Genomic DNA, 21276 nt, shown 5'->3' on the forward strand with positions numbered 1-21276 from the left:
CATGACCGCGCGCGTCGAGTTCTTTTTCGATCTTTCGTCGCCCTGGACCTGCCTCGCTTTCCATAATCTGCCGGGCGCGCTTGAGCGGACGGGGGCGACCGCCATGTACCGGCCGATCCTCGTCGGCGGGGTGTTTAATGCAGTCAACCCCGCCGTCTATGCAGCGCGCGAGCAGGCCGATAACCGGCGGCTTCAGCATAGCTGGAAGGTGCTGAAGGACTGGGCGCAGCTTGCCGGTGTGCCGATGAACTTTCCATCGCAATGGCATCCGGCGAAAAGCATTGCCGCGATGCGCCTTTGCTGTGCGCTCGAGGATGATCAGGCGGCGCTGATCGCCTTCGCCCGCGCGGCGTTCGCGAGTTATTTCGGTGCGCAGGAGAATCTCGACGATCCCGATGTGCTCGAAAGGGTGGCGACCGAGGCGGGGCTTGACGGCGCTGCTATCCGCACGGCGGCCGCGACCGATCCGGTCAAGGCGCGGCTGCGCGCTAATACCGAGGAAGTCATAGCGCGCGGCGGTTATGGATCCCCGACGATCTTCGTCGATGGTGTCGACATGTATTTCGGTAATGACCAGCTTCCGCTCGTCGAAACCGCTTTGAAACGCTGAAAGGGATAATCCCGTGAAAGACCGCATTTCCATCACCATGCTCGACGGCGGCATCGCCGACGTCCGCCTGATCCGCGCCGACAAGATGAACGCGCTCGACCCTGCGATGTGGGCGGCGCTGACCGAGGCGATCGATACGCTCAAGGCGATGTCCGGCCTGCGCGTCGTCGTCCTGTCGGGGGAGGGTCGCGCCTTTTGCGCCGGGCTCGACCTTGCCAGCCTTGGCGGAGAGCGAGATCCCGGGACGAGCAGCACCGGCGGCAGTCTGAACGAACGCGCGCACGGGATTGCCAATGGTCCGCAATATGCGGCGTGGGGCTGGCGCGAACTGCCGGTGCCGGTGATCGCTGCGGTGCATGGCGTGGCGTTCGGCGCGGGCAGCCAGATCATGGCCGCCGCCGACATCCGTATCGTCCACCCCGACACGCGGATCGCGATCATGGAAATGCGCTGGGGATTGGTTCCCGACGTCGCCGGGATGGCGTTGTGGCGCACGCAGGTCGCCGACGATGTGCTGCGCGAGATGATCTATACCAACCGCGAATTCAACGGGTCTGAAGCAAAATTGCTCGGCTTTGCGACGCATGTCTCCGACGATCCGCTGGCAAGGGCGATGGAGCTGGCCGCGGTGATCGCCGACAAGAATCCGCATGCGATCCGCGGCGCCAAGCGGCTGTGCAACATGCTGGCCGATGCGACCGACGCAGAGATTTTGCAGGCCGAAAGCGACGAGCAGGTGAAGGTCATCCGGACCCCGAACCAGATGGAGGCGGTGATGGCGGGGATGCAGAAGCGGAAGCCGAATTTCGCGGATTAGTTCGTCGCCCCCGCCCCCGCGGGGCGACGTTTAATGGAGAAACCCCAAAAACCGCACGGCATTGTCCCAGTCGCGCTTGTGCGCGGCGCGCTGCGCCTGCGCCTCGGCATCGGCGCCCCAGCGGCGTTCCTGGTATAATTGGTCGAGGCTGACCGCGTCCCATAAATGTTCGGGGTCAAACGCCTGCTGGGTGCAGGCCAGCCCGGCAACCAGCGATCCCCCGATCGTCACCAGAGGGGTCAGCGCCGTCAGCCGCCACGGGTCATGCCCGAGCGTGGCGGTGCGCAGCGCGGCGACCGTCGCGGGCGGCTGATCGACCGGGAGGATCCCCTGGGTGATGATGAATTCGACCCCGAATTGCGCTTCCGCCCAAGCCAGGATCGGGTTCCACGCCGCGACTTGCTCCGCCTGCAACGCTGCATCGCGATCATCGCGGTAACAAAGGAGGTCGGTCGCGGCATAGGCGGCAACGGGTTCGCCGAACACCGCCGGGTCGGGCGCGGCAAGGTCGATCGCGGCATTGGCGAGCCCGGTCATCGGCATCGCACGCGGATCGATCGTGTCGCCCTGCGCCTGCCATTCGGCCGCGATCGCCTCGGCAAGCATCGCGCTCACCACAATCAGCGGCGCGCGGTGCGGGGTGCGCATCGGCCGCCCGTCGAGCGCGATCCCCCAGCCACCGTCCTGCGCGACGATCGCGACGTCTTTCCAGAAGCGCTTCACAGCTTCTTGGGCGAGCGCCAGCGGCGTGCGAGCAACCGCGGCATCACCGCGAAATCGAAAGCGCCGATCAACACCAGCGCGACGCCGATCCAGCGGTCAGTCGGCTGCCCCGCCAGTTCCCAGCCGCCGCGAATTAGCACGAAGCCGATCAGCACGAGCAGCGCGCCAGCGAGGCGCATCGCGACAATCGCGAAATATCGTTTCTTGGCGAGTGCGTCGTCGGCTTGGTTCATGCTTGCCCCTTATCGTCGCCGAGATGGCGCATCAACTGCGCCAGAGCGCCATGACCCGTCGCCTCTATGCCCTTGATGACGCGGTCGCGTTCGTCGGCGGATTTGTTCTGTGACAGCTTGATCGTCGGTCGCCACGCGGTGATGCGAAGTTCGAAGCCGATAATCGCGCCGGTCATCTTGCTGAACAGCGCCGGGTTCATCTTGTCGCGCGTCCATGGCGGATTGGCGCCGACGCGCGCCTCATGGGCTGCGGACAGCGTGTCGAGTTGCGCGATCAGCGCGGCATCGTCGAGCTTGCTGACGACGCCCTCCATCTCGATCGCGACATAATTCCATGTCGGCACCTGGTCGGCCGCTTCATACCAGCTGGCACTGACATAGGCGTCTGGCCCCTGCACCACCGCGAGCGCTGTCGCACCATCCAAGTGCCGCGTCAGCGCATTGCCGCGCGCAAGGTGGAATTGAAGCGTGGCCCGATCGTCGCTCAGCACCACCGGGGCATGCGCGACGCGCGGACCGTCGGGGGTGGCGGCGAAGACCGCGGCAAAGCCGATCTCGCGGACCAGCAGCTCGGCCAGGTCGTCCTGCCGCGGCCGGAAGGCAGAGTTCGGGTGCATCAGCTCGGTTTGGCGGGACGCGCCGGGTGCTTCTTGGCACTCGGCTTTTTACCAGCCGGTTTCTTGGCCGCAGGTTTTCCGGACTTGCCCGCCTTTGCCTTTTCTTTTGCCGATTTCCCGGCGAAATCGGTCGGCTTGCTGTCGGCGGTGCGCCCGCGGCGCTCGCCGCGCCGCGCTTTGCGGATCTGCTTGCTGTGCGCCTTCGCCTGCGCCTTCAGCGCCGATTTGGGTGGCGGGCCTTTTTCTCGTGCGTCGATTCCGACCTCGCCGAGCAGCAAGTCGAAGCCGAGCGCCTCGAGGCTGGCGGCGAAATGATCGGGAACCTCGGCGCTGACGTCGATCGCGCCGCCGTCGGGGTGATCAATGCGCAGGCGACGGCTGTGCAGGTGCATCTTGCGGCTGATCGTCCCGGTCAGGAACGCGCCCTTGCCGCCATATTTGCCGTCGCCGACAATCGGATGGCCGATCGCCGCCATATGGACGCGCAGCTGGTGGGTGCGCCCGGTCAGCGGCTGCAACTCGACCCACGCGGCGCTGTTCCCGGCGCGTTCGATGACGCGGTAGCGCGTTTTCGACGGCAAACCATCGTCATGGACGTGCATCTTTTCGCCGCCCGAACCGGGCTGCTTGGCCAGCGGCAGGTCGATTTCGCCTTGCTGGATGTCGGGTACCCCGACAATCAGCGCCCAATAGGTCTTTTTCGCGCTGCGGTTTGAAAAGCTTTTGGCGAAATAGGCCGCGGCCTTGGGCGTGCGCGCGATCAGCAGCGCGCCCGAGGTGTCCTTGTCGAGCCGGTGGACCAGCTTGGGCCGCGTCGGCCCGTCGAACTTCAGTGCGTCGAGCAGGCCGTCGACATGCGCGTCGGTCTTGGTACCGCCCTGTGTTGCCAGCCCCGGCGGCTTGTTGAGCACGATCGCGCTCGTGTCGCGGTGGATCATCATCCCCGTCGCCAGTTCGATATCGGCATCGGTCAGGGGGCGACCCTTGCGCGCCGGGCGCGCTGCGGCTTCAACCGGCGGCGTCGGCATCACCAGCTTCTGCCCCGTGGCGATCCGGTCCGATACATCGGCTTTTTTGCCGTCGAGGGTCAGCTGTCCCGAGCGCGCCCAGCGCGCGAGCAGAGCGTGCGGGGTGCCTTCGCGGTGGCGCTTGAACCAGCGGTCGAGCCGGATGCCATCGTCTTCCTCGGCAATCGTCGCACTGTCGAGCTTTGGCTTGGCATCGGTCATGCCGACACCTGCCGCATAATAAACAGGCCTAGCCCGCAAGCCGCAATCGCGCCGATCACCGACGCGAGGACATAGGCGGCCGCCTGAGCGTTTTGGCCGCGTTCGAAAAGCATCCAGAATTCCATGCTGAAAGAGGAAAAGGTTGTGAAGCCGCCGAGGATCCCGACGCCGACGAACAGGCGCGCCGTGTCGCTGCCCCCGCCGCGCGCGAGCGCGCCGATCAGCACACCCATGAGGAGGCTGCCGACGATATTGATCGTCAGCGTCCACCAGGGGAAGCCGGGACCGAGCCGAGCGAGCATCACCTGCCCCGCCAGATGGCGGGCACCGGCGCCGATCGCGCCGCCGATCATGACGGGGAAGAGGCTATTCATGTCGCCCGCCCTAGCCCGAAACGGCGGCGAGGCATAGCGGGTGCGTTTTGACTAGGAGGCAGGGGCGGCCAGCGTGCTTATCGGGCGGTCTTGCGCCGCGCGCCAGTCGGCGGGCCGAACGAAATCGCCCTGCCATATGCCGCGGCGCTGCGCCTGCACTTCGGTTTCGTGGGCCATAAACGCATCGCTAGTTGCTACCGCCCAGCCCAGGCGTACCATTTCGGCGCCCAGGGCTCGCCGAAGGCGCATGCGACGTACTGGCGCGCTATTTCGAGGCGCTGGAGGAATAGCGACGGCTTGCCAGCGATGGCAGGTTGTGGCAGGGGCGCCCTTCCCTGCATCTGGCGACATTTCGGGGGCGCTTAGCTCAGTTGGTAGAGCATCTCGTTTACACCGAGAGGGTCGGCGGTTCGAGCCCGTCAGCGCCCACCATTTGCAAGGGATCAGCTTTCAACAGGAAGCCGCCGCGCGCGCCACACGCTCCATAGCGTGAAGACGCCCATCAGCGCCCACACGATGTTCAGCCCCGCCGACGGCAGCGCGCCATTATAGCCCGAGTTCAACACAAACCCGCTGGCGCCGATGACGTTCATCCATTGGTAAAGATAGCCGCGCGGTTCGATCCGTCCGAGGGAGAGCAGGACGTAGCTCGCGAGGATGAGGGCGGCGGCGAGCCAGCCGACAACCTCGATCGCGATCTGCAAAACGCTCATATGTCGTCCCTCCGGGCGGCCTGCACCCCGGTCGGGGACAGGATGTTCAGCGCATCGTCTGTTCGAGGGCCTCGACCGCGTCCTTGGCTTCGGCAAGGCCAAGGCCGGTGCGTTCGCGGACCAGCTTGATCGCGTCGATTTTGCGGTCCTGGCGGATCAGGGCGCGAATTTCCTCATCGTCGATCCGCTCGTCGCCGACGCGCACCATTGGCCGCGGCGGCGGCGCGGTGAGATCGCGGGCTGCCCTTTGCCCGCGCAGATAGCGGGCGAGGAGCAGGCCGAGAACCAGACCGACGACAAGGATCAGCAGCTTGCCCATGCCAGGTCGCCCCGCTTACGCCGCCAGCTTGCGCAGGACGTAGTGCAGGATGCCGCCGTTCATATAATATTCGACCTCATTAGCGGTATCGATGCGGCAGAGCGTGTCGAAGCTGAACGTCGAACCATCGGCGCGGGTGACATTCACCGTCACCGTCTGGCGCGGCTTGAGGTCGGCGACGCCGGTGATCGTGAAGGTGTCGTCGCCGGTCAACCCCAGCGTCTCGCGCGTGTCGCCGTCCTGGAACTGCAGCGGCAGCACGCCCATGCCGACGAGGTTCGAGCGGTGGATGCGCTCGAAGCTCTCGACGATCACGGCGCGAACGCCGAGCAAATTGGTGCCCTTCGCCGCCCAGTCGCGCGAAGAGCCGGTGCCATATTCCTTGCCCGCGATGACCACCAGCGGCGTGCCGTCGGCCTTGTGGCGCATTGCGGCGTCGTAGATCGGCATGACTTCCTCGCCGTAGCGCGACATGCCACCTTCGATGCCGGGGACCATTTCATTCTTGATGCGGATGTTGGCGAAGGTGCCGCGCATCATGACGTCGTGGTGGCCGCGGCGGGCGCCGTAGCTGTTGAAGTCGGCCTTGTTAACCTGATGTTCCATCAGCCATTTTCCGGCCGGCGAGTCCGCCTTGATGCTGCCGGCGGGGCTGATGTGGTCGGTCGTGATGCTGTCACCCAGGATCGCGAGCGGCTTGGCGTCGATGATGTCAGACACCGGAGCGGGCGTCATCGTCATCCCCTCGAAATACGGCGGGTTGGCGACATAGGTCGACCCGGCGCGCCACTGATAGGTGTCCGATCCTTCAACCTCGATCTTTTGCCAATGCTCGTCGCCGCGATAGACATGCTCGTAGCGCGCCTCGAACATGTCGCGGTCGATGCACGATGCGATGGTGTCGGCCACTTCCTGATTGGTCGGCCAGATGTCGGCGAGGAACACGTCCTTGCCGGACTGGTCCTGGCCGATCGGCGTGGTGGTGAAATCTTCGGTCACCGTGCCCTTGAGCGCATAGGCAACAACCAGCGGCGGCGAGGCGAGGAAGTTGGCGCGCACGTCGGGCGACACGCGGCCTTCGAAGTTGCGGTTGCCCGAAATCACCGACGCGGCGACGATGTCGTTGCCGTTGATCGCCTCCGAAATCGGCCCCGCCAGCGGCCCCGAATTGCCGATGCAGGTGGTGCAGCCATAACCGACCAGGTTGAAGCCGACCGCGTCGAGATCGGCGGTGAGACCCGCGCGGTCGAAATAGTCGGTGACGACCTGCGATCCCGGTGCCAGCGAGGTCTTGACCCAAGGCTTGGGCTTCAGACCCAGCGCGTTCGCCTTGCGCGCCACCAGGCCCGCGGCGACCATGACGCCGGGGTTCGACGTGTTGGTGCAGCTGGTGATCGCGGCGATGACGACGTCGCCGTCGCCGATGTCGTGATCCTTGCCCGCGACCGGCACCCGCTTGATGCCGTCATGCTTGTACACCGACGCCAGGTCGGCGTTGAACACATCGTCGACTTCGGTGAGGATGACCTTGTCCTGCGGACGCTTCGGCCCCGCCAGCGACGGGACGACGCTGCCCATGTCGAGGGTGAGCGTGTCGGTGAACACCGGATCGGCCATGTCTGCCGACAGCCAAAGACCCTGCGCTTTCGCATAGGCCTCGACCAGCGCGACATTTTCGGCGCTGCGCCCGGTCAGGCGCATATAATCGAGCGTCTTGTCGTCGATGCCAAAGAAGCCGCAGGTCGCGCCATATTCGGGCGCCATATTGGCGAGCGTCGCGCGATCGGCGAGCGACAGCGAGGACAGGCCGGGGCCGAAATATTCGACGAAGCGCCCGACGACGCCCTTGGCGCGCAGCATCTGCGTCGCGGTGAGCACGAGGTCAGTCGCGGTGACGCCTTCCTTCAGCGCGCCGGTCAGCTTGAAGCCGACGACTTCGGGGATCAGCATCGACACGGGCTGGCCCAGCATCGCGGCCTCGGCCTCGATCCCGCCGACGCCCCAGCCGAGCACGCCCAGCCCGTTGATCATTGTCGTGTGGCTGTCGGTGCCGACGCAGGTGTCGGGATAGGCCACGGTGGTGCCGGCAGCGTCCTGGCTCGACCACACCGCCTGCGCGATATGCTCCAGATTGACCTGGTGACAGATGCCGGTGCCCGGGGGGACCGCCTTGAAATTGTCGAGGCTTTTCGATCCCCATTTCAGGAAGTCGTACCGCTCGCCGTTGCGATAATATTCGATCTCGACATTCTGCTCGAACGCCTTCGGATGACCGAATTCATCGACCATGACGCTGTGGTCGATGACGAGGTGGACGGGGACGAGCGGGTTGATCTTGGTCGTGTCGCCGCCGAGCTTGGCGATCGCGTCGCGCATCGCGGCCAGGTCGACGACGCAGGGAACGCCGGTGAAATCCTGCAGCAGCACGCGCGCCGGGCGATACTGGATCTCGCGGTTCGAATGCGGATCTTTCTGCCAGTCGACCAGCGCCTGCACATCGTCGGTCGACACGGTGAAGCCGCCATCTTCAAAGCGCAGCAGGTTTTCGAGCAGCACCTTCATGCTGAACGGCAGGCGCGATACGTCGCCCAGCTTTGCCGCGGCCTTGTCGAGCGAATAATAGGCATAATCCTTGCCGCCAACGCTCAGCGTCGAACGGGTGCTCAGCGTGTCGTGTCCGGTGGTCGTCATCTTGCAGCAGTCCCCTGTTGGCGCGGCGGGGGAAGACCGTCCGCTGGCGTGGCGGGAGAGCGGGGCCAGCAGGAGTCGCGCGCGCGGTTTTTGTTGGGGACGCCTTACGCGGGGGGTGGGGAAATGCAAGGGGGTGGGGGTGGGTTCCTTGGTGCGCGTGCTGGCTTGTGACGTCGGCGGCGCGAAGATTTTTTCGCACAAAGACACAAAGCCACGAAGTCTTCCCTATCGTCACCCCGGAGTCGATCCGGGGTCCATGCGGCGCCGCTGCAGCAGATCCCGGATCAAGTCCGGGATGACGAAGAAAAATGTAGTGATTGACTACAATGTAGCTCTAGACTACATAAGCCCGCAATGAAGCCGATCAGCTACACGCGGGCCGCGATCAAGGCGTTGCAACGCATGCCCGCCAACACATCGGCGCGGATCGTCGGCAAGATCGAGGCCTATGCCGCCGATCCCGCGTCGCAGGCGAATAATGTGAAGGCGCTGAAAGGCCGCGACGGCATAAGGCTGAGGGTCGGCGACTGGCGCGTGATCATGGAGGATGGCGTCGTGCTGGCGGTGCTGGAAATCGGCCCGCGCGGCGGCGTCTATGAATGAAGGAATGATCCCATGAACAAGATGGTGACGATCCCCCAAGCGGAATATGACCGCCTGCGCGAAGCGGCCGAGGATCTGGCCGACCTGCGCGCCTTTGACGGCGCCAAGGCGGCGCTGGCGGCGGGCGAGGACGAGTTGGTGCCGGCCGACTATGCCAAGCGGCTGATCGCCGGCGAAAGCCCGCTGCGCGTGTGGCGTGAACTGCGCGGGCTGAGCCAGGTGAAGCTGGGGGCGGTGTCGGGGGTCAACCGGGTGCAGATCGCCGACATCGAGGCCGGGCGCGGCAAGGGCTCGGTGGAGACGGTGCGGAAGCTGGGGGAGGCGCTGGGGGTGATGGTGGATGATCTGATTTGAGGGTTGGCAACCGCCCTATTTCGGGGTTGTTGCACCTGTCACCGTAATTTCAAGCCCCTTGAGCCGGCGTTCCTCGTATGTTCTGACGTAGCAATGACCACTCGAATTGGATCGCGCACGGAACCGGCAAAGGTAGAACGAGTGAGGATGGGCGTTCTTGCTACGGAAGAAGCAAAAGATCAGATAGTTGCTCAGACCGCGGGTTACACAGGCCACTTGGGTTCGCTCGAGGGTGACCTTAGCGGACGCCGCATCGACGAACTGCGCGATACTCTGGGCGCCCTCAAGCATCGAACGAGAGATTACGATCTCCTCAGTGCAATCAACGATCTGGAGAACGCGCTAACTTACGGACGTGTGCGGGGAGAAAATGGGCCTGCCTACCTAGCTTCGCCCGATGCTCGTTTCGACGAAATTCACTCGGCTTTGCTTGCGATAGATGCATTACGGAAATGACGCGGATTACCGTGACGGTCGTGTCCCATATGGTGGTGTAGGTTCGCCGGCGTAGCCTTAGCGATCTCCGGCCAAGCCGGGTTGATCATGCTGCCATAGGGGGCAACGTGATGATGGCATTATCGCTTAATCCCGAGACGCTCTCAAGGGTCATGTAGCGGCAACGCTGGACCGCCCATTCATCGTTCTGTTCCAGCAGGATGGCGCCGACGAGGCGCGTAATCGCTTCTTCGTTGGGGAAGATGCCGACGACGTCGGTGCGCCGCTTGATTTCGCCATTGAGTCGCTCGATCGGATTATTTGAGTGCAACTTGGTGCGGTGCTGCGCGGGGAAGGTCATGTAGGCCAGGACGTCTTCTTCGGCGCTGTCCATAAGGATCGCCAGCTTGGGCACTGTCGGCCTGAGCTGATCGGCAACGCTGCGCCACTGCGCCTTGGCCGCCTCGGCGGTGTCCTGCGCGAAGGCGGTGCCGATGAACGCCGACACGACCCGGCGGCCACTCTTGCCCGCATGGGCCTGCGCGTTGCGCATGAAGTGGACGCGGCAGCGCTGCCAGGTGGCGCAGAACACCTTGGCGACGGCCGCTTTGATCCCCTCGTGGGAATCGGAGATCACCAGCTTCACGCCGCGCAAACCGCGACGCGCAAGGCTGCGCAGGAACTCGGTCCAGAACACCTCGGCTTCGGAATGACCGATCGTCATGCCGAGCACTTCGCGCCGACCGTCACTGTTGACGCCGACGGCGATGATGACGGCGACCGAGACAATGCGGCCCGCGCGGCGGACTTTTATGTAGGTCGCGTCCATCCAGATATAGGGCCAGTCGCCTTCGATCGGACGCTCGAGGAAGGCCGTCACCCGCTCGTCGATCTCCTCGCACAGCCGGCTGACCTGGCTCTTGGAGATGCCGCTCATCCCCATGGCCTTGACCAGATCGTCGACCGAACGGGTCGATATGCCTTGGATATATGCTTCCTGAATGACCGCGGTCAGCGCCTTCTCCGCCACCCGGCGAGGCTCGAGAAAGCAGGGAAAGTAACTGCCTTTGCGCAGCTTGGGGATCTTCAGCTCGACCGTGCCCGCACGGGTCTCCCAGTCGCGGTCGCGGTAGCCGTTACGCTGCGCGAGCCGCTCGCTATCCTTCTCGCCATAGGCCGCACCCGTCAGGCCGCCCACTTCCAGTTCCATCAGGCGCTGCGCGGCAAAGCTGATCATGTCGCGCAGAAAATCGCCATCGGCGCTCTTCCCAACCAGCGCATTCAAGTCCATCTGATCCTTGGTCATCGGTGTTCTCCGTAAGTTGAGTGTTTGCAACCCAAGCTTACCGAAGTTCGCCGATGACCACCCGCGAAACTGACCGGACACTACAGCGCTTTATCGATTAGCGCGTGTCCGGTCAGCTTCGCTACCGGCAGAACCTACACCACGTACCGGGACACGACCACCGTGACGGTTTGCTTAATTCCCAGATCCACGCGACGAGTCTCGCGCATTCCGCAGACCCAACTCTCTCCAGCCTTGCTCCGCCACCTAAGCCCTGTCACCCTGACGTTCCGACCAGCGAACAGGGGAGATGACCATGCGAACCACCCGAGCCACCGCCGCGACGGCGATGCTGAGCCTTGCCCTTCTCGCCGAGCCCGCCTTCGCCCGCGACCCTGCCAACGTCCTGATGCCCGAAAATCCCGAAGCAAGAGCGTTTCAGGAGGCGGTCGGCTATGCGACCGCGGTGATTGCGGGCGACACCATTTACCTGTCGGGGGTGGTCGCGGGGCCGGCGAAGGGGGAGAGCGATCTGGCGCCCGGATATGAGCGCGCCTTTGCGCTTATCGCCGCGACGCTGGCGCGCGCGGGGGCGAGTTGGGACGATGTGGTCGACATCACCACCTTTCACACCGACCTGGCCGCGCACATCGACGGTTTTGCCGCGGTCAAGAACCGCCATGTGAAGGCGCCCTTTCCGGCGTGGACCGCGATCGGTGTGTCGCGATTGTACGAGCCGACGGCGGTGGTCGAGATCAAGGTCGTGGCGCGGGTGGCGAAGAAGTAGGTTTGGGGGCTTTCCGGCGTGAGGGGCAGGATATAGCGGGCAACAGCCTGTTGCTGACCGTCGTTCCCCGGCCTTTACACCGCGCTTAGCTTCTCAATCTCCGGCGCCCCCGCCAGGCACGGACCAAGCTTCGCGCCAAGGGTACGGAAATGCTCCGATGCACGGTGCGCCTCGACCGCCGCGCCATCGTCATAACATTCTAGCACCTTGTAAACGCCCGCCTCTTCGGTGCGGAACAAACGGTAATAGCTGTTGCCGGGCTCGTTCGCCGCCACTGCGGGGGCGAGTTCGGCGAAGACGCCCTCGAATTCGGCTTCCTTGCCGGGCTGGACGCGCAAGGTTGCGATAATGCCGATGCCGCTCATGTCATTCTCCTCCTTTGGTTCAGGCTTTCAGATCGGAGTCGACGTCCCAGCCGTCCTCGACCTGCACGCCAAAGCTGTTCAAGATCATCGAAACCTGCGTGTATTGACCGACCGTCATCACCAGATCCATGCGCCCCTTGTCGCCGAGCGGCGCGAGCGCAGCCCAGGTCGCGTCGGTGATGAAATGATCGGTCGTCAGCTCGTCGGTCGCGCGCAGCATGGCTTGGTCAAGCTCGTTCCAGCCACCCGCATCCGGCCCCGCCTTGATCCGCGCAACCTCGTCATCGGTCAGCCCGCAGTCGAGCCCGATGCGTTTGTGCTGGGTCCATTCATATCCCGAGCGACAGTTGTAGCCGGTGCGCAGGATCACCAGCTCCCGGTCGCGCGGGCTGAGCGCATTGCGCTTCGACAGGATGTAATTGCCCCAGCTTAGGAACGCGGTCAGCGCCTTTGGCGCATGGGCCAGGGTGCGGAAGATGTTGAGGATCTTCCCGCCGCCCACCTTGCCCCCATCGGAAGCAAGGAACGGCTCCAACGCGGCGCGCTGGTCGGCATCGAGCCGGTCGAGATCGACCGGCTCGATACGCGGTTGGCCTAAGCGCAAATCAAAAGACCTCGAACAGGCCCGCTGCGCCTTGACCGCCGCCGATGCACATGGTGACGACGGCATATTTCACGCCGCGGCGCTTGCCTTCGAGCAGCGCGTGGCCGACGCAGCGCGCGCCGGTCATGCCGAACGGGTGGCCGATGGAGATCGAGCCGCCGTTGACGTTGAGCAGTTCGTTGGGGATGCCGAGCTTGTCACGGCAATAGAGCACCTGCACCGCGAACGCTTCGTTGAGTTCCCACAGGCCGATGTCGTCCATCTTCAGCTCGAAGCGTTCGAGCAGCTTGGGGATCGCGAAGACGGGGCCGATGCCCATTTCGTCGGGCTCGGTACCCGCGACCGCCATGCCGACATAGCGGCCGAGCGGGGTCAGACCGCGCTTTTCGGCGACCTTGGCTTCCATCACAACGCACGCCGACGAACCGTCGGCGAGCTGGCTGGCATTGCCCGCGGTGATCGTGTGACCTTCGCCCATCACCGGCTTCAGGCTCGACAGGCCTTCGAGGGTGGTGTCGGCGCGGTTGCATTCGTCCTTGTCGGCGGTGACCTCTTTGAATGAAACCTCTTTGGTTTCCTTGTCCATTACCGCCATCGTCGCCTGGCACGCGATGATCTCATCGGCAAAGAGGCCCGCAGCCTGCGCCGCGGCGGTGCGCTGCTGCGACTGCAGCGAATATTCGTCCTGCGCTTCGCGGCTGATATTGTAACGCTTGGCGACAACCTCGGCGGTGCCGATCATCGGCATGTAGGTGTCCTTGTGCATCGCGATCAGCTCGGCGTCGGTCTCGATGAACACCTTGCCGCTGCCGCTGACCTTCGAGATGCTCTCGATGCCGCCAGCGACGCAGATGTCCTGACGGTCGACGATGATCTGCTTCGCAGCCGTCGCGATCGTCATCAGGCCCGACGAGCACTGACGGTCGATCGACATGCCCGGGACGGTGACGGGCAGGCCGGCGCGCAGCGCGATCAGGCGCGCGACGTTCATCGTCTGCGACCCCTGCTGCATCGCGGCGCCGAACACGACGTCGTCGATCTCGCCGCCTTCGAGGCCAGCGCGCTCGACCGCCGCCTTGACCGAGAAGGCGCCGAGCGTCGGCGACAGTGTGTTGTTGAACGAACCGCGGCCCGCCTTGGTCAGCGGAGTCCGAGCGGTGGAAACGATAACGGCGTCACGCATGGTAATATTCCTTTTCGAAGAGTTTGAGAAAATCTTTGCCGGGGAGGGCGGCGCTCAAACGAAAAACTGGCTGATCCACTCGGCGATCAATGCGGGCTTTTCCTCGCCCTCGATCTCGATGGTCACTTCATTGGTCTGCTGCCATTGGCCGGGGCGCTTTTCTTCCAGCTCGAGCAGCTTGATGTGGCTGCGCACGCGCTTGCCCGAGCGGACCGGCGACAGGAAGCGGACTTTGTTGCAGCCATAGTTCACGCCCATCTTGACCCCGCCGACCTTGGGGCCGTCGGTGCTCTGGCCCAGCATCGGCATTAGCGACAGGGTCAGAAAGCCGTGCGCGATGGTGCCGCCGAACGGGGTCAGCTTGGCCTTTTCCTCGTCGATATGGATGAACTGGTGGTCGCCGGTAGCGTCGGCGAACTTGTTGATCATCTCCTGATCGACGAGCACCCAATCGGATGTGCCGAGATGCTCACCGACCTTGGTCTGCAATTCCTGCGGCGTGATTGTGGCCATCGCTCATCCCCTAGACTGGCTTGTTGAGCGGCGGTTTCTAGGCGCGTCCGGCGGGGTTGCACAAGGGCCAAGCCGCCGCGCCCCGTCGCCGTAGCGTCAGGTGGCTGCTGTCTTCGCGGGCTTGGGCGTCTTCATCGTGACGCTTTCGGCATAGGGCAGAATCATCGTGCCGTCGGGCGCCGCGGTGAAGGTCGTCTGGGTCGGATAGGCGAAATCGTAACCGGCGCGCGTCAATTCTTCGAACAGGCGGATGCCGATCTCGGTTCGCGCCGCGATGACTTCGTTATAATCATCGCTGTGGACGTCGACAACCAGTTCGAAATCGAGGCTGGAGGCGCCGAAGCCGATGAAACTCGAACGGATGAATTCATGGCCTTCGCCCTCGACCTGCGCCTTCAGCAGCAGCGGGAGTGCGCGCAGCATTTCGGGCGTCGTCTGATAAACCACCCCGATCGCATATTGGACGCGCCGACGATGGAGGTTGGCGTAGTTGGTGATCTCTTTCGAGAGGAGGTTGGTGTTCGAGATGACGAGCAACTCGCCATTGATCGAACGCAAATGCGTGCTTTTCAATCCGATGCGCTCGACCGTCGCGATGCTGGTGTCATATTTGATCGTTTCGCCGACGCGGAACGGCCGGTCAAAGATGATCGACAGCGACGCGAACAGGTCGGAGAAGATACCCTGCGCCGCCAGCCCGATCGCGATGCCGCCGATACCGAGGCCGGCGACGAGGCCGGTGACATTGACCCCCATATTGTCGAGAATGACGATCGCCGCGATGGCGAAAAGCGCAACACTGATCAGCAGGCGGATGATCCCCATCGCGTTTGACAGCGTTTCGTTATGTCCCTCCGCCGCACGGCGCTGGATCAACCCAAGAACGATCTCGCGCACCCAGATTGCGACCTGCATGACGACCGCGACGGTAAAGACGAACTGGATGATCTGCAGGACGAGTGCGGGCGGCTCGGCATAGCCGGCAACCAGCCGGATCGAAATGATCGCCAGGACCAAAGACTTGGTCTTGTGAATGACGCGGCCGACGATGTCGGTGAGCGTGAACTGTCCGGGCGCCGACTGCGCGCGTTTGAGCGCAAAGCCGCGGATCATCGACAACAGGAAATAGATGACCAGGCCTGCCGCGATCGCGATTCCGATCTGGAGCCAATGGCTTTCGACCCATGCGACGCTGCTATCCCACCAGACCCTTATATCCTGGAGCGGATTGGTATTTGCGGCAGCGACCGGTTCGGCAGCGGCAGCTTTTGCTGGGACGGTTTGAGCGGCGGCAACGATAGAAAAAGTCATAGCTGAGCTTTGTGGGCCTCTTTTGATGGGGGGTCAGGCGATACGGAGCAGCGCCGCGGCGTCAGGCGCGCGCTCCAGATAGGCCAAAAATCCGCGTTCGTAACGCGAAAGATATTTGGCGACGCGCGGCAACGGTCCCACCGCCGCTGCAAAATCGCCGCGCTCCTGCGCCGCCGAGATCATCGCCGGATGGACATAGGCCTTGCGCGCAACCGCAGGGGTATTGCCCAGCCGGGCCGCGACATGTTCCAGCATGGCTTTGAGCGTGGGTGGTTCGGGCGCATCGTACAGGAAGGAAAACGCTTCGACACTGGCCGACCAGGTGCGGAAATGCTTGGCGCTGAATTCATCACCCATCGCCTCGCGGATATAGGCGTTCACATCTTCCGACGCGACGGTGCAGACATCGCCATTCTCCTCATATTGGAATAAATGCTGCCCTGGCAGATCCTGCAGCCGCCTTACCAGCGTCGTCAGGCTGCGGTCGCTGATGGCGACCTCCTTTTTTGCGCCGCCTTTGGCGCGATAGCGAAGGCGAAGCGTTTGGCCAGTCAGTTTGGCGTGGCGCTGGCGTAGCGTCGTGGCGCCGAAGCTGTTGTTCGCCGCAGCATATTGCTCGTTACCGACGCGCAGCGCCGCAAGGTCGAGCAGGCGGACAACAGCACCGACGACGCGTTCCTGACACAAGGTACGCCGCGCCAGATCGTCCACCAGCCGGACGCGCAGCAAAGGCAGCGCATGGCCAAAGGCGGCGCAGCGATCATATTTGTCGGCCTCGCGCGCCAGCCGGAAATCGGGGTGATAGCGATATTGCTTGCGCCCGCGTGCGTCATATCCCGTGGCCAAGATATGGCCGTTGGCGGCGGGGCAATACCAGGCATCCTCGTACGCCGGGGGCAAGGCAATCGCGTTGAGCCGCGCGATTTCATCGCGGTCGCGGATGATCTTGCCCGTGGTATCGCGGTATTGCCACCCATCGCCAACGCGCTCACGGGTGATGCCGGGCAGGCCGTCGTCGACATGGATCAGGCGCGGGGAGGGCATGGCGCATTAGCGCGCTGCGCCGCCTTTTGGTTCCACCTCAGCGCGCGTCGGGCAGCGAATGGCGCGCTGGAACCTGCGCCGGACGCGCCATCAACGGGCGCCATCCGGCCTCCTGTTCCCGGCGGCGGCAATAGGTCGACAGTCCGATTTCGAGCGCCAGCATCATATAAATGAAGGGCTGGAACGCGATGCCGACGAACAACGACCCGACCATATAGATGATATGGCCATGCTGAAGCGCGGTCGCGAGCGGGGCGATCCATTGCTCCTCGCCGCGCCGCGTTTTCAGATAGCGTCGGCGGAGCCGCTCCATCTGGGCAATGCCGACGATATGGAGCAGCAGCCACAGTGCGAGCCCCGGATAGCCCTGTTCGCCCAGCATCTCGAAGTAACTCGAGTGGTATGCGCGCGATTGTTCGTCATGTACGGTCGCGTCGGCATTTTGCGGCTGGTCGGGGTCGTAACCCGACCCCGTGGTTTCGACGCGCAGCCGGTTCTGGATATAGGCCTCGAACCCGCCGCCGAACGGATTTTCCTTAGCATAGTCCCAGGTCCAGGCCCAAACAGCGACGCGGGTCGATGCTGACTGATCCGACTTGTACCCCTGAATCGTTTCCATGCGCTCGGTGAAGCTCTGCGGCAGGAAGGGGATGGCTGCGATTGCCAGCAGCCCGGCACCGGCAATGTAGAGGAAGCGATTCTTGACCGCGCGCAACGATAGCACCGCAAGTACCGCCAGGCAGACAAGGCCCGTGCGCGCCTGTGTCCCGATCGGCAGCAACATACACGCAATGCACAGCGCAAAGCAGAACAGGGTCACCCGCCAGTCCGAGGGAAAGATCGTCCCGTGGCGGCGGTACCACAGGATCAGCGGGATGATCGCGATACCGACGGTCGACATGATCGACCCCTCGTACAGCCCGTAATTTTCGTTGAGCAGCAATTGCAGCGTGCCATAGCCGCCACCGCCCGCCGCGGTCTTGATTCCGCCGGCGATCGCGATCGACGCGGCTGAAAGCAGCATGATCAGCGCCAGCGCTTCGATCCGCAGCTTGGTCCGCAGGGTGAGCGGCAGGAAAATCGCCCAGATCAGCGCCTTCCAAACCCAGCTCCATTTGTCGGCTGCTTCGACCGGGAAATCGGCCTGCATTGTCGTTAGCCCGCAATACACAAGCAGCGCGACGAGCAGAAATTGCCGTCCCGACCAGCGCGTATCGCTTTTGTCGTCGGCGACCAGCCAGCCAGTGATCGCGAGCCCGAAGACGATCAACGAAATCGGGATCGAATTGATCAGGAAATAGCTCAGCCGCTGCGGCGCGACGATGTCGATGTAGCAAAAGCACAGCACGAACAGGAACGGCTTGCGAAAACCGAGCCCGATGAAAGCAAAGAGAAAGGCGACGAACGCAATATCACGCATCGGGGCGGTCGTCCGCTTCCGCGTCGCGGCGCTGCTGCCACTGCGCGCGCGGGCTGACCTCGCGGTCGAGATCGTCGCGGTGCAGCAGGCGCCAGAGCGCAATCGCCATCAAGACGTGCGTCAACCCGATGGAAAAATTGTCGACCATGTTCGCTCCCGCTACGCGATCGGGGTTGACGCTGCGTTAAGGCTAGTATGTCAAAGCGCTAGCCCATGACCCGCATCCTACATGTCCTCGATCATAGCCTGCCGACGCACAGCGGCTATACCTTTCGCACGCGTGCGCTGATGAAGGCACAGGTGGCCAAGGGGTGGGATGTCGCGGGGGTCACCGGGGTGCGCCACCCTGAACCGGGACCGGACGGCGAGACCGTCGACGGGCTGACCTTTTACCGCACCGCGCCGATCGCCCCGGCGCGCGCGCCGATCCGCGAATGGCGCGAAATCGGCGCGCTGGCCCGGCGGGTCGAGGCGCTCGCGCGCGACTGGAGACCCGACGTGCTTCACGCGCATTCGCCCGTGCTGGACGGGCTCGCGGCGCTGCGCGTCGGCAAAAAGCTCGGCATCCCCGTCATCTACGAAATTCGCGCCTTCTGGGAGGATGCGTCGGTTGGCAACGGCACGGGGCGCGAAGGCAGCCTGCGCTATTGGCTGACCAAAAAGCTGGAGACGCACGCGGTGAAAGCCGCCGATGCGGTCGCGGTGATCTGCGAAGGCCTGCGCGGCGATCTGATCGCGCGCGGCATCGACCCGGCCAAAATCACCGTGTCACCCAACGGTGTCGACCTCGACCTATTCGGCGATCCTCCGCCGCGCGACGATGCGCTGGCAGACACGCTGGGGGTAGCCGCCGACGATGCGGTGATCGGCTATATCGGAAGCTTCTACGATTATGAGGGCATCGACGACCTGCTCGCGTCGATGCCTGCACTCGTCGCGGCGCAGCCCAAAGCGCGGCTGCTGCTCGTCGGTGGCGGGCCGATGGAGGCGGCGCTGAAGGCGCAGGCCGCGGCATCGTCTGCGGCGGCGCAGATCCATTTCGTCGGGCGGGTGCCGCATCAGGAGGTCGAGCGTTATTATTCGTTGATCGATATCCTCGCCTATCCGCGCAAAAAGATGCGGCTGACCGACCTCGTCACCCCGCTCAAACCGCTCGAAGCGATGGCGCAGGGCAAGCTGGTCGCGGCGTCCGACGTCGGCGGCCACCGCGAACTGATCGAAGATGGCGTCACCGGCACGCTATTCGCCCCCGACAATCCCGAAGCCATCGCCGATGCGCTGGCGAAGCTGCTCGAAAATCGAGGCATTTGGGCGGACCGAAGGCGCACCGCACGTATTTTTGTCGAAACCCATCGTAACTGGTCATCAAACATTTTACGTTACGAGCCGGTTTACCAGCGATTGCTGCGCGGCGCCGCCTGAGCGCGCCGCCCCGGATGACGACATTTTGGCCCCGCACGGGCCGCACGGAATTGGACAATATGGACGAGACCAGCGACAATCCCGGCCAAGGCAAGGCAAGCGCGGTCCTTCGCACGCTGCGCCCCGCCATACCCGCGGTGATCGGCGCCTCGGCGCTGACCTTCCTATTTGCCGCGGTGATGCCGATGTCGTGGGTCGCGGGGATCGCCTGGAACCTCTATCTTGATCGGCTGTCGGACTATTTCGTGCCGCCGGTCGGCAATGCTGCGCGGCTGATCCTGGCCCTTGGCATGGCCGCAATCGCCTCGCTGATCGCGGGGCTGCTCGCGTTGCTGATCGCAGAGCCCGAAGCTGCGGGACTGTCCTCGCTACGCGCGCGCTTCCGCCGCGAGTCCACGGTGGATGCCGACGAGGATAGCGACGCCTTCTGGACCCGCCGCCGCCGCGTCGATCTGCATCCCGACGATCCGCTGCGCCCGCCGATCCGCGCCGGTCGCGATCTGCCCGCCGGCGGTCTGGGGCCGCTGAACGCCGATTTCGCTGTCGCCGAAAACAGCGCCGAGGCCGATCCGTGGCTCGACGAATTTGCCGAGCCACATGCCGGCGAACTGGTGCTCGCCGATCTCGCGCCCGAAGACCATGCCGCCGGTGACGAACCCTGGCTGCAACCCGCCGAGATGACGGCAAAGCCGCTGTCCGCCGCCACCGCCGACAATTCGCTCGGCGCGATGGTCGCGCGGCTCGAAGCGGGCCTGGCGCGCCGCCGCGAACCGACCGAGACCGCTGACATGGCTGCGCCGGACGGCACCACCGTCGAACCGGATCCCGAAGTGGACTTCGCGCTCGAAGCCGCGCTCAGCACCCTGCAACGGATGACGCGCGAAGCGGTGGGCTGACCTCCCCACCCTTCGTCTTCCACCGTGAGAATTTCGATCTGCAATGCGTCTGGTGGCTTGCCGCATTCCACCACGACATCGGCGACGACATGACCGGGCAGCGGCCATTCGGCCTCGCCTAACTCGTCTGTATCGCGGCGCTGACCGTTCATGTCGTCGCCGCAGGCGATCGTGGAAGGGCGGCGAGATCAGCCAAAGCCCCTCCGTCAGCGCTTCACGCTGCCTCCTCCCCATCCCTGCGCGACAGGAGGATCAGGCAGCGTTCCGCCCCCCTACCGAGGCGCCGCCATCATCGCTTCGATTTCATGGTCTAGTACTTCGGCGCGCTGGCATTGGTCTTCATTGCCGCCGCGGCATTTCTCGGCCGCCTTGTCGCGCTGGCGCGACAGCCTGCCGAGCTGTTCCTCGCGCTTGCGCATCTCGCGGCCGCGATTGCGATCTGATTCGTCCTGGCTTGTCGTCGTCCAGTCGGCGACCTGCCCAACCGCCTTGACCGGCGCGGTCACCACGGTTTTCACCGCGCTGATGCACCCGGTGAGCAGCGGCAGCGCAGCAAGGGCGGTGATGATGGCACGCATGGTCTTCTCCTCGCCGTCGCTATCCGATCGGTGCGCCGCCTCATCGCATAGCGGGCGCGATCTGAACAGAATATTGCGACGGGTCGCCTCCACCTTGTGGCCCTGTGTCACAGCATGGAAACAAATGGTTAAAGTCGTGTTTACCAACTT

General features: G+C 64.1%; 27 protein-coding genes and 1 tRNA gene. 9 read left to right on the plus strand and 19 right to left on the minus strand.

Annotated features, from left to right (window positions below; genetic code table 11):
• Position 1 precedes the first annotated feature (1 nt).
• Together CDQ92_RS05155 and CDQ92_RS05160 are read left to right on the plus strand one after the other, a co-directional pair.
• On the plus strand, positions 2-610 hold the full coding sequence (locus CDQ92_RS05155; protein ID WP_088440252.1) for a 2-hydroxychromene-2-carboxylate isomerase: 609 nt from the start codon (positions 2-4) through the stop codon (positions 608-610).
• A 13-nt stretch (positions 611-623) separates the two neighbouring features.
• On the plus strand, positions 624-1427 hold the full coding sequence (locus CDQ92_RS05160; RefSeq protein WP_088440253.1) for a crotonase/enoyl-CoA hydratase family protein: 804 nt from the start codon (positions 624-626) through the stop codon (positions 1425-1427).
• A 30-nt stretch (positions 1428-1457) separates the two neighbouring features.
• Here the strand turns inward: CDQ92_RS05160 and CDQ92_RS05165 are convergent, their stop codons facing one another.
• The 6 genes from CDQ92_RS05165 to CDQ92_RS21800 are packed head-to-tail and all read right to left on the minus strand — an operon-like array spanning position 1458 to position 4780.
• Positions 1458-2150 carry an ATP12 family chaperone protein gene (locus tag CDQ92_RS05165; RefSeq protein ID WP_088440254.1) on the minus strand — a complete coding sequence of 231 codons (693 nt, stop codon included), beginning with the start codon at positions 2148-2150 and terminating at the stop codon, positions 1458-1460.
• Positions 2147-2383: a hypothetical protein gene (locus tag CDQ92_RS05170; RefSeq protein WP_088440255.1), complete on the minus strand. Its 237-nt coding sequence runs from the start codon at positions 2381-2383 to the stop codon at positions 2147-2149. Before CDQ92_RS05170 ends, CDQ92_RS05165 begins: the two co-directional genes overlap by 4 nt.
• Positions 2380-3000, minus strand: coding sequence for an FMN-binding negative transcriptional regulator (locus CDQ92_RS05175; RefSeq protein ID WP_088440256.1), 621 nt, complete (start codon positions 2998-3000; stop codon positions 2380-2382). Before CDQ92_RS05175 ends, CDQ92_RS05170 begins: the two co-directional genes overlap by 4 nt.
• Positions 3000-4229, minus strand: coding sequence for an RluA family pseudouridine synthase (locus CDQ92_RS05180; RefSeq protein WP_088440257.1), 1230 nt, complete (start codon positions 4227-4229; stop codon positions 3000-3002). Before CDQ92_RS05180 ends, CDQ92_RS05175 begins: the two co-directional genes overlap by 1 nt.
• On the minus strand, positions 4226-4603 hold the full coding sequence (gene crcB / locus CDQ92_RS05185; RefSeq protein WP_088440258.1) for a fluoride efflux transporter CrcB: 378 nt from the start codon (positions 4601-4603) through the stop codon (positions 4226-4228). The genes CDQ92_RS05180 and crcB overlap by 4 nt, the downstream gene beginning before the upstream one ends.
• Positions 4604-4654: 51 nt before the next feature.
• Complete coding sequence (locus CDQ92_RS21800; RefSeq protein WP_268239130.1) at positions 4655-4780, minus strand: hypothetical protein; 126 nt, start codon at positions 4778-4780, stop codon at positions 4655-4657.
• Between the two features lie 179 nt (positions 4781-4959).
• Here CDQ92_RS21800 and CDQ92_RS05195 point away from each other — a divergent pair.
• Positions 4960-5035: transfer RNA gene (locus CDQ92_RS05195), tRNA-Val, on the plus strand.
• Positions 5036-5046: 11 nt separating this feature from the next.
• Here CDQ92_RS05195 and CDQ92_RS05200 read toward each other — a convergent pair.
• From CDQ92_RS05200 to acnA, 3 genes are read right to left on the minus strand one after another with little or no spacing between them, the layout of a single operon-like run.
• Positions 5047-5316 (minus strand): CBU_0592 family membrane protein, encoded by a 270-nt coding sequence (locus tag CDQ92_RS05200; RefSeq protein WP_088440260.1) that lies wholly within the window; start codon positions 5314-5316, stop codon positions 5047-5049.
• 46 nt (positions 5317-5362) lie between these two features.
• Complete coding sequence (locus CDQ92_RS21335) at positions 5363-5635, minus strand: ribosomal protein L7/L12 (protein ID WP_169714529.1); 273 nt, start codon at positions 5633-5635, stop codon at positions 5363-5365.
• A gap of 15 nt (positions 5636-5650) precedes the next feature.
• Entirely contained in the window at positions 5651-8326 is a 2676-nt protein-coding gene (acnA, locus tag CDQ92_RS05210) for an aconitate hydratase AcnA (protein WP_088440261.1), read from the minus strand.
• Between the two features lie 354 nt (positions 8327-8680).
• On the opposite strand from acnA, the gene CDQ92_RS05215 reads away from it, so the two are divergent.
• The 3 genes from CDQ92_RS05215 (at position 8681) to CDQ92_RS05225 (ending at position 9739) form a co-directional block, all read left to right on the plus strand.
• Positions 8681-8929 (plus strand): type II toxin-antitoxin system RelE family toxin, encoded by a 249-nt coding sequence (locus CDQ92_RS05215; protein ID WP_088440262.1) that lies wholly within the window; start codon positions 8681-8683, stop codon positions 8927-8929.
• 12 nt (positions 8930-8941) lie between these two features.
• Entirely contained in the window at positions 8942-9283 is a 342-nt protein-coding gene (locus tag CDQ92_RS05220) for a helix-turn-helix transcriptional regulator (RefSeq protein ID WP_088440263.1), read from the plus strand.
• Positions 9284-9376: 93 nt separating this feature from the next.
• On the plus strand, positions 9377-9739 hold the full coding sequence (locus CDQ92_RS05225; protein ID WP_188682207.1) for a hypothetical protein: 363 nt from the start codon (positions 9377-9379) through the stop codon (positions 9737-9739).
• 85 nt (positions 9740-9824) lie between these two features.
• Here CDQ92_RS05225 and CDQ92_RS05230 read toward each other — a convergent pair whose 3' ends face one another.
• Complete coding sequence (locus tag CDQ92_RS05230; protein ID WP_088440265.1) at positions 9825-11024, minus strand: IS256 family transposase; 1200 nt, start codon at positions 11022-11024, stop codon at positions 9825-9827.
• A gap of 295 nt (positions 11025-11319) precedes the next feature.
• Here CDQ92_RS05230 and CDQ92_RS05235 point away from each other — a divergent pair, with 295 nt between their 5' ends.
• Positions 11320-11790 (plus strand): RidA family protein, encoded by a 471-nt coding sequence (locus CDQ92_RS05235; protein WP_201792028.1) that lies wholly within the window; start codon positions 11320-11322, stop codon positions 11788-11790.
• Positions 11791-11864: 74 nt separating this feature from the next.
• Here the strand turns inward: CDQ92_RS05235 and CDQ92_RS05240 are convergent, their stop codons facing one another.
• The 8 genes from CDQ92_RS05240 to CDQ92_RS21340 form a co-directional block, all read right to left on the minus strand.
• Complete coding sequence (locus CDQ92_RS05240) at positions 11865-12155, minus strand: putative quinol monooxygenase (protein ID WP_088440266.1); 291 nt, start codon at positions 12153-12155, stop codon at positions 11865-11867.
• 19 nt (positions 12156-12174) lie between these two features.
• The gene (locus CDQ92_RS05245; RefSeq protein WP_088440267.1) at positions 12175-12759 is read right to left on the minus strand and encodes a carboxymuconolactone decarboxylase family protein; all 585 of its coding nucleotides are present in this window, start codon (positions 12757-12759) and stop codon (positions 12175-12177) included.
• Position 12760: 1 nt separating this feature from the next.
• Entirely contained in the window at positions 12761-13942 is a 1182-nt protein-coding gene (locus tag CDQ92_RS05250) for an acetyl-CoA C-acyltransferase (protein ID WP_088440268.1), read from the minus strand.
• Between the two features lie 54 nt (positions 13943-13996).
• Positions 13997-14455, minus strand: a complete 459-nt coding sequence (locus CDQ92_RS05255; RefSeq protein ID WP_088440269.1) for a MaoC family dehydratase — start codon at positions 14453-14455, stop codon at positions 13997-13999.
• Positions 14456-14551: 96 nt separating this feature from the next.
• Entirely contained in the window at positions 14552-15766 is a 1215-nt protein-coding gene (locus CDQ92_RS05260; RefSeq protein WP_088440270.1) for a mechanosensitive ion channel family protein, read from the minus strand.
• Positions 15767-15799: 33 nt separating this feature from the next.
• Complete coding sequence (locus CDQ92_RS05265) at positions 15800-16810, minus strand: DNA topoisomerase IB (protein WP_088440271.1); 1011 nt, start codon at positions 16808-16810, stop codon at positions 15800-15802.
• 37 nt (positions 16811-16847) lie between these two features.
• Positions 16848-18230 (minus strand): putative O-glycosylation ligase, exosortase A system-associated, encoded by a 1383-nt coding sequence (locus CDQ92_RS05270; protein ID WP_088440272.1) that lies wholly within the window; start codon positions 18228-18230, stop codon positions 16848-16850.
• Complete coding sequence (locus CDQ92_RS21340; RefSeq protein ID WP_169714530.1) at positions 18223-18378, minus strand: hypothetical protein; 156 nt, start codon at positions 18376-18378, stop codon at positions 18223-18225. Before CDQ92_RS21340 ends, CDQ92_RS05270 begins: the two co-directional genes overlap by 8 nt.
• Positions 18379-18443: 65 nt before the next feature.
• Between CDQ92_RS21340 and CDQ92_RS05275 the strand changes: the two genes are divergently transcribed.
• Positions 18444-19652, plus strand: a complete 1209-nt coding sequence (locus CDQ92_RS05275) for a TIGR04063 family PEP-CTERM/XrtA system glycosyltransferase (protein WP_088440273.1) — start codon at positions 18444-18446, stop codon at positions 19650-19652.
• Between the two features lie 14 nt (positions 19653-19666).
• Positions 19667-20548, plus strand: a complete 882-nt coding sequence (locus CDQ92_RS05280) for a hypothetical protein (protein WP_229667003.1) — start codon at positions 19667-19669, stop codon at positions 20546-20548.
• Positions 20549-20820: 272 nt separating this feature from the next.
• On the opposite strand, the gene CDQ92_RS05285 is transcribed toward CDQ92_RS05280, so the two are convergent.
• On the minus strand, positions 20821-21126 hold the full coding sequence (locus CDQ92_RS05285) for a hypothetical protein (protein ID WP_088440592.1): 306 nt from the start codon (positions 21124-21126) through the stop codon (positions 20821-20823).
• Positions 21127-21276 lie beyond the last annotated feature (150 nt).

Origin of the sequence: Sphingopyxis bauzanensis (assembly GCF_002205675.1) — a bacterium.
Classification (GTDB): Bacteria; Pseudomonadota; Alphaproteobacteria; order Sphingomonadales; family Sphingomonadaceae; genus Sphingopyxis; species Sphingopyxis bauzanensis.

Coding starts and splice junctions, on each gene's coding strand:
- CDQ92_RS05155 (WP_088440252.1), top strand. CDS start 2: ATGACCGCGCGCGTCGAGTTCTTTTTCGATCTTTCGTCGCCCTGGACC.
- CDQ92_RS05170 (WP_088440255.1), bottom strand. CDS start 2,383: ATGAACCAAGCCGACGACGCACTCGCCAAGAAACGATATTTCGCGATT.
- CDQ92_RS05175 (WP_088440256.1), bottom strand. CDS start 3,000: ATGCACCCGAACTCTGCCTTCCGGCCGCGGCAGGACGACCTGGCCGAG.
- CDQ92_RS05180 (WP_088440257.1), bottom strand. CDS start 4,229: ATGACCGATGCCAAGCCAAAGCTCGACAGTGCGACGATTGCCGAGGAA.
- crcB (WP_088440258.1), bottom strand. CDS start 4,603: ATGAATAGCCTCTTCCCCGTCATGATCGGCGGCGCGATCGGCGCCGGT.
- CDQ92_RS21800 (WP_268239130.1), bottom strand. CDS start 4,780: ATGGCCCACGAAACCGAAGTGCAGGCGCAGCGCCGCGGCATATGGCAG.
- CDQ92_RS05200 (WP_088440260.1), bottom strand. CDS start 5,316: ATGAGCGTTTTGCAGATCGCGATCGAGGTTGTCGGCTGGCTCGCCGCC.
- CDQ92_RS21335 (WP_169714529.1), bottom strand. CDS start 5,635: ATGGGCAAGCTGCTGATCCTTGTCGTCGGTCTGGTTCTCGGCCTGCTC.
- acnA (WP_088440261.1), bottom strand. CDS start 8,326: ATGACGACCACCGGACACGACACGCTGAGCACCCGTTCGACGCTGAGC.
- CDQ92_RS05215 (WP_088440262.1), top strand. CDS start 8,681: ATGAAGCCGATCAGCTACACGCGGGCCGCGATCAAGGCGTTGCAACGC.
- CDQ92_RS05220 (WP_088440263.1), top strand. CDS start 8,942: ATGAACAAGATGGTGACGATCCCCCAAGCGGAATATGACCGCCTGCGC.
- CDQ92_RS05225 (WP_188682207.1), top strand. CDS start 9,377: ATGACCACTCGAATTGGATCGCGCACGGAACCGGCAAAGGTAGAACGA.
- CDQ92_RS05230 (WP_088440265.1), bottom strand. CDS start 11,024: ATGACCAAGGATCAGATGGACTTGAATGCGCTGGTTGGGAAGAGCGCC.
- CDQ92_RS05235 (WP_201792028.1), top strand. CDS start 11,320: ATGCGAACCACCCGAGCCACCGCCGCGACGGCGATGCTGAGCCTTGCC.
- CDQ92_RS05240 (WP_088440266.1), bottom strand. CDS start 12,155: ATGAGCGGCATCGGCATTATCGCAACCTTGCGCGTCCAGCCCGGCAAG.
- CDQ92_RS05250 (WP_088440268.1), bottom strand. CDS start 13,942: ATGCGTGACGCCGTTATCGTTTCCACCGCTCGGACTCCGCTGACCAAG.
- CDQ92_RS05255 (WP_088440269.1), bottom strand. CDS start 14,455: ATGGCCACAATCACGCCGCAGGAATTGCAGACCAAGGTCGGTGAGCAT.
- CDQ92_RS05260 (WP_088440270.1), bottom strand. CDS start 15,766: ATGACTTTTTCTATCGTTGCCGCCGCTCAAACCGTCCCAGCAAAAGCT.
- CDQ92_RS05265 (WP_088440271.1), bottom strand. CDS start 16,810: ATGCCCTCCCCGCGCCTGATCCATGTCGACGACGGCCTGCCCGGCATC.
- CDQ92_RS05270 (WP_088440272.1), bottom strand. CDS start 18,230: ATGCGTGATATTGCGTTCGTCGCCTTTCTCTTTGCTTTCATCGGGCTC.
- CDQ92_RS21340 (WP_169714530.1), bottom strand. CDS start 18,378: ATGGTCGACAATTTTTCCATCGGGTTGACGCACGTCTTGATGGCGATT.
- CDQ92_RS05275 (WP_088440273.1), top strand. CDS start 18,444: ATGACCCGCATCCTACATGTCCTCGATCATAGCCTGCCGACGCACAGC.
- CDQ92_RS05280 (WP_229667003.1), top strand. CDS start 19,667: ATGACGACATTTTGGCCCCGCACGGGCCGCACGGAATTGGACAATATG.
- CDQ92_RS05285 (WP_088440592.1), bottom strand. CDS start 21,126: ATGCGTGCCATCATCACCGCCCTTGCTGCGCTGCCGCTGCTCACCGGG.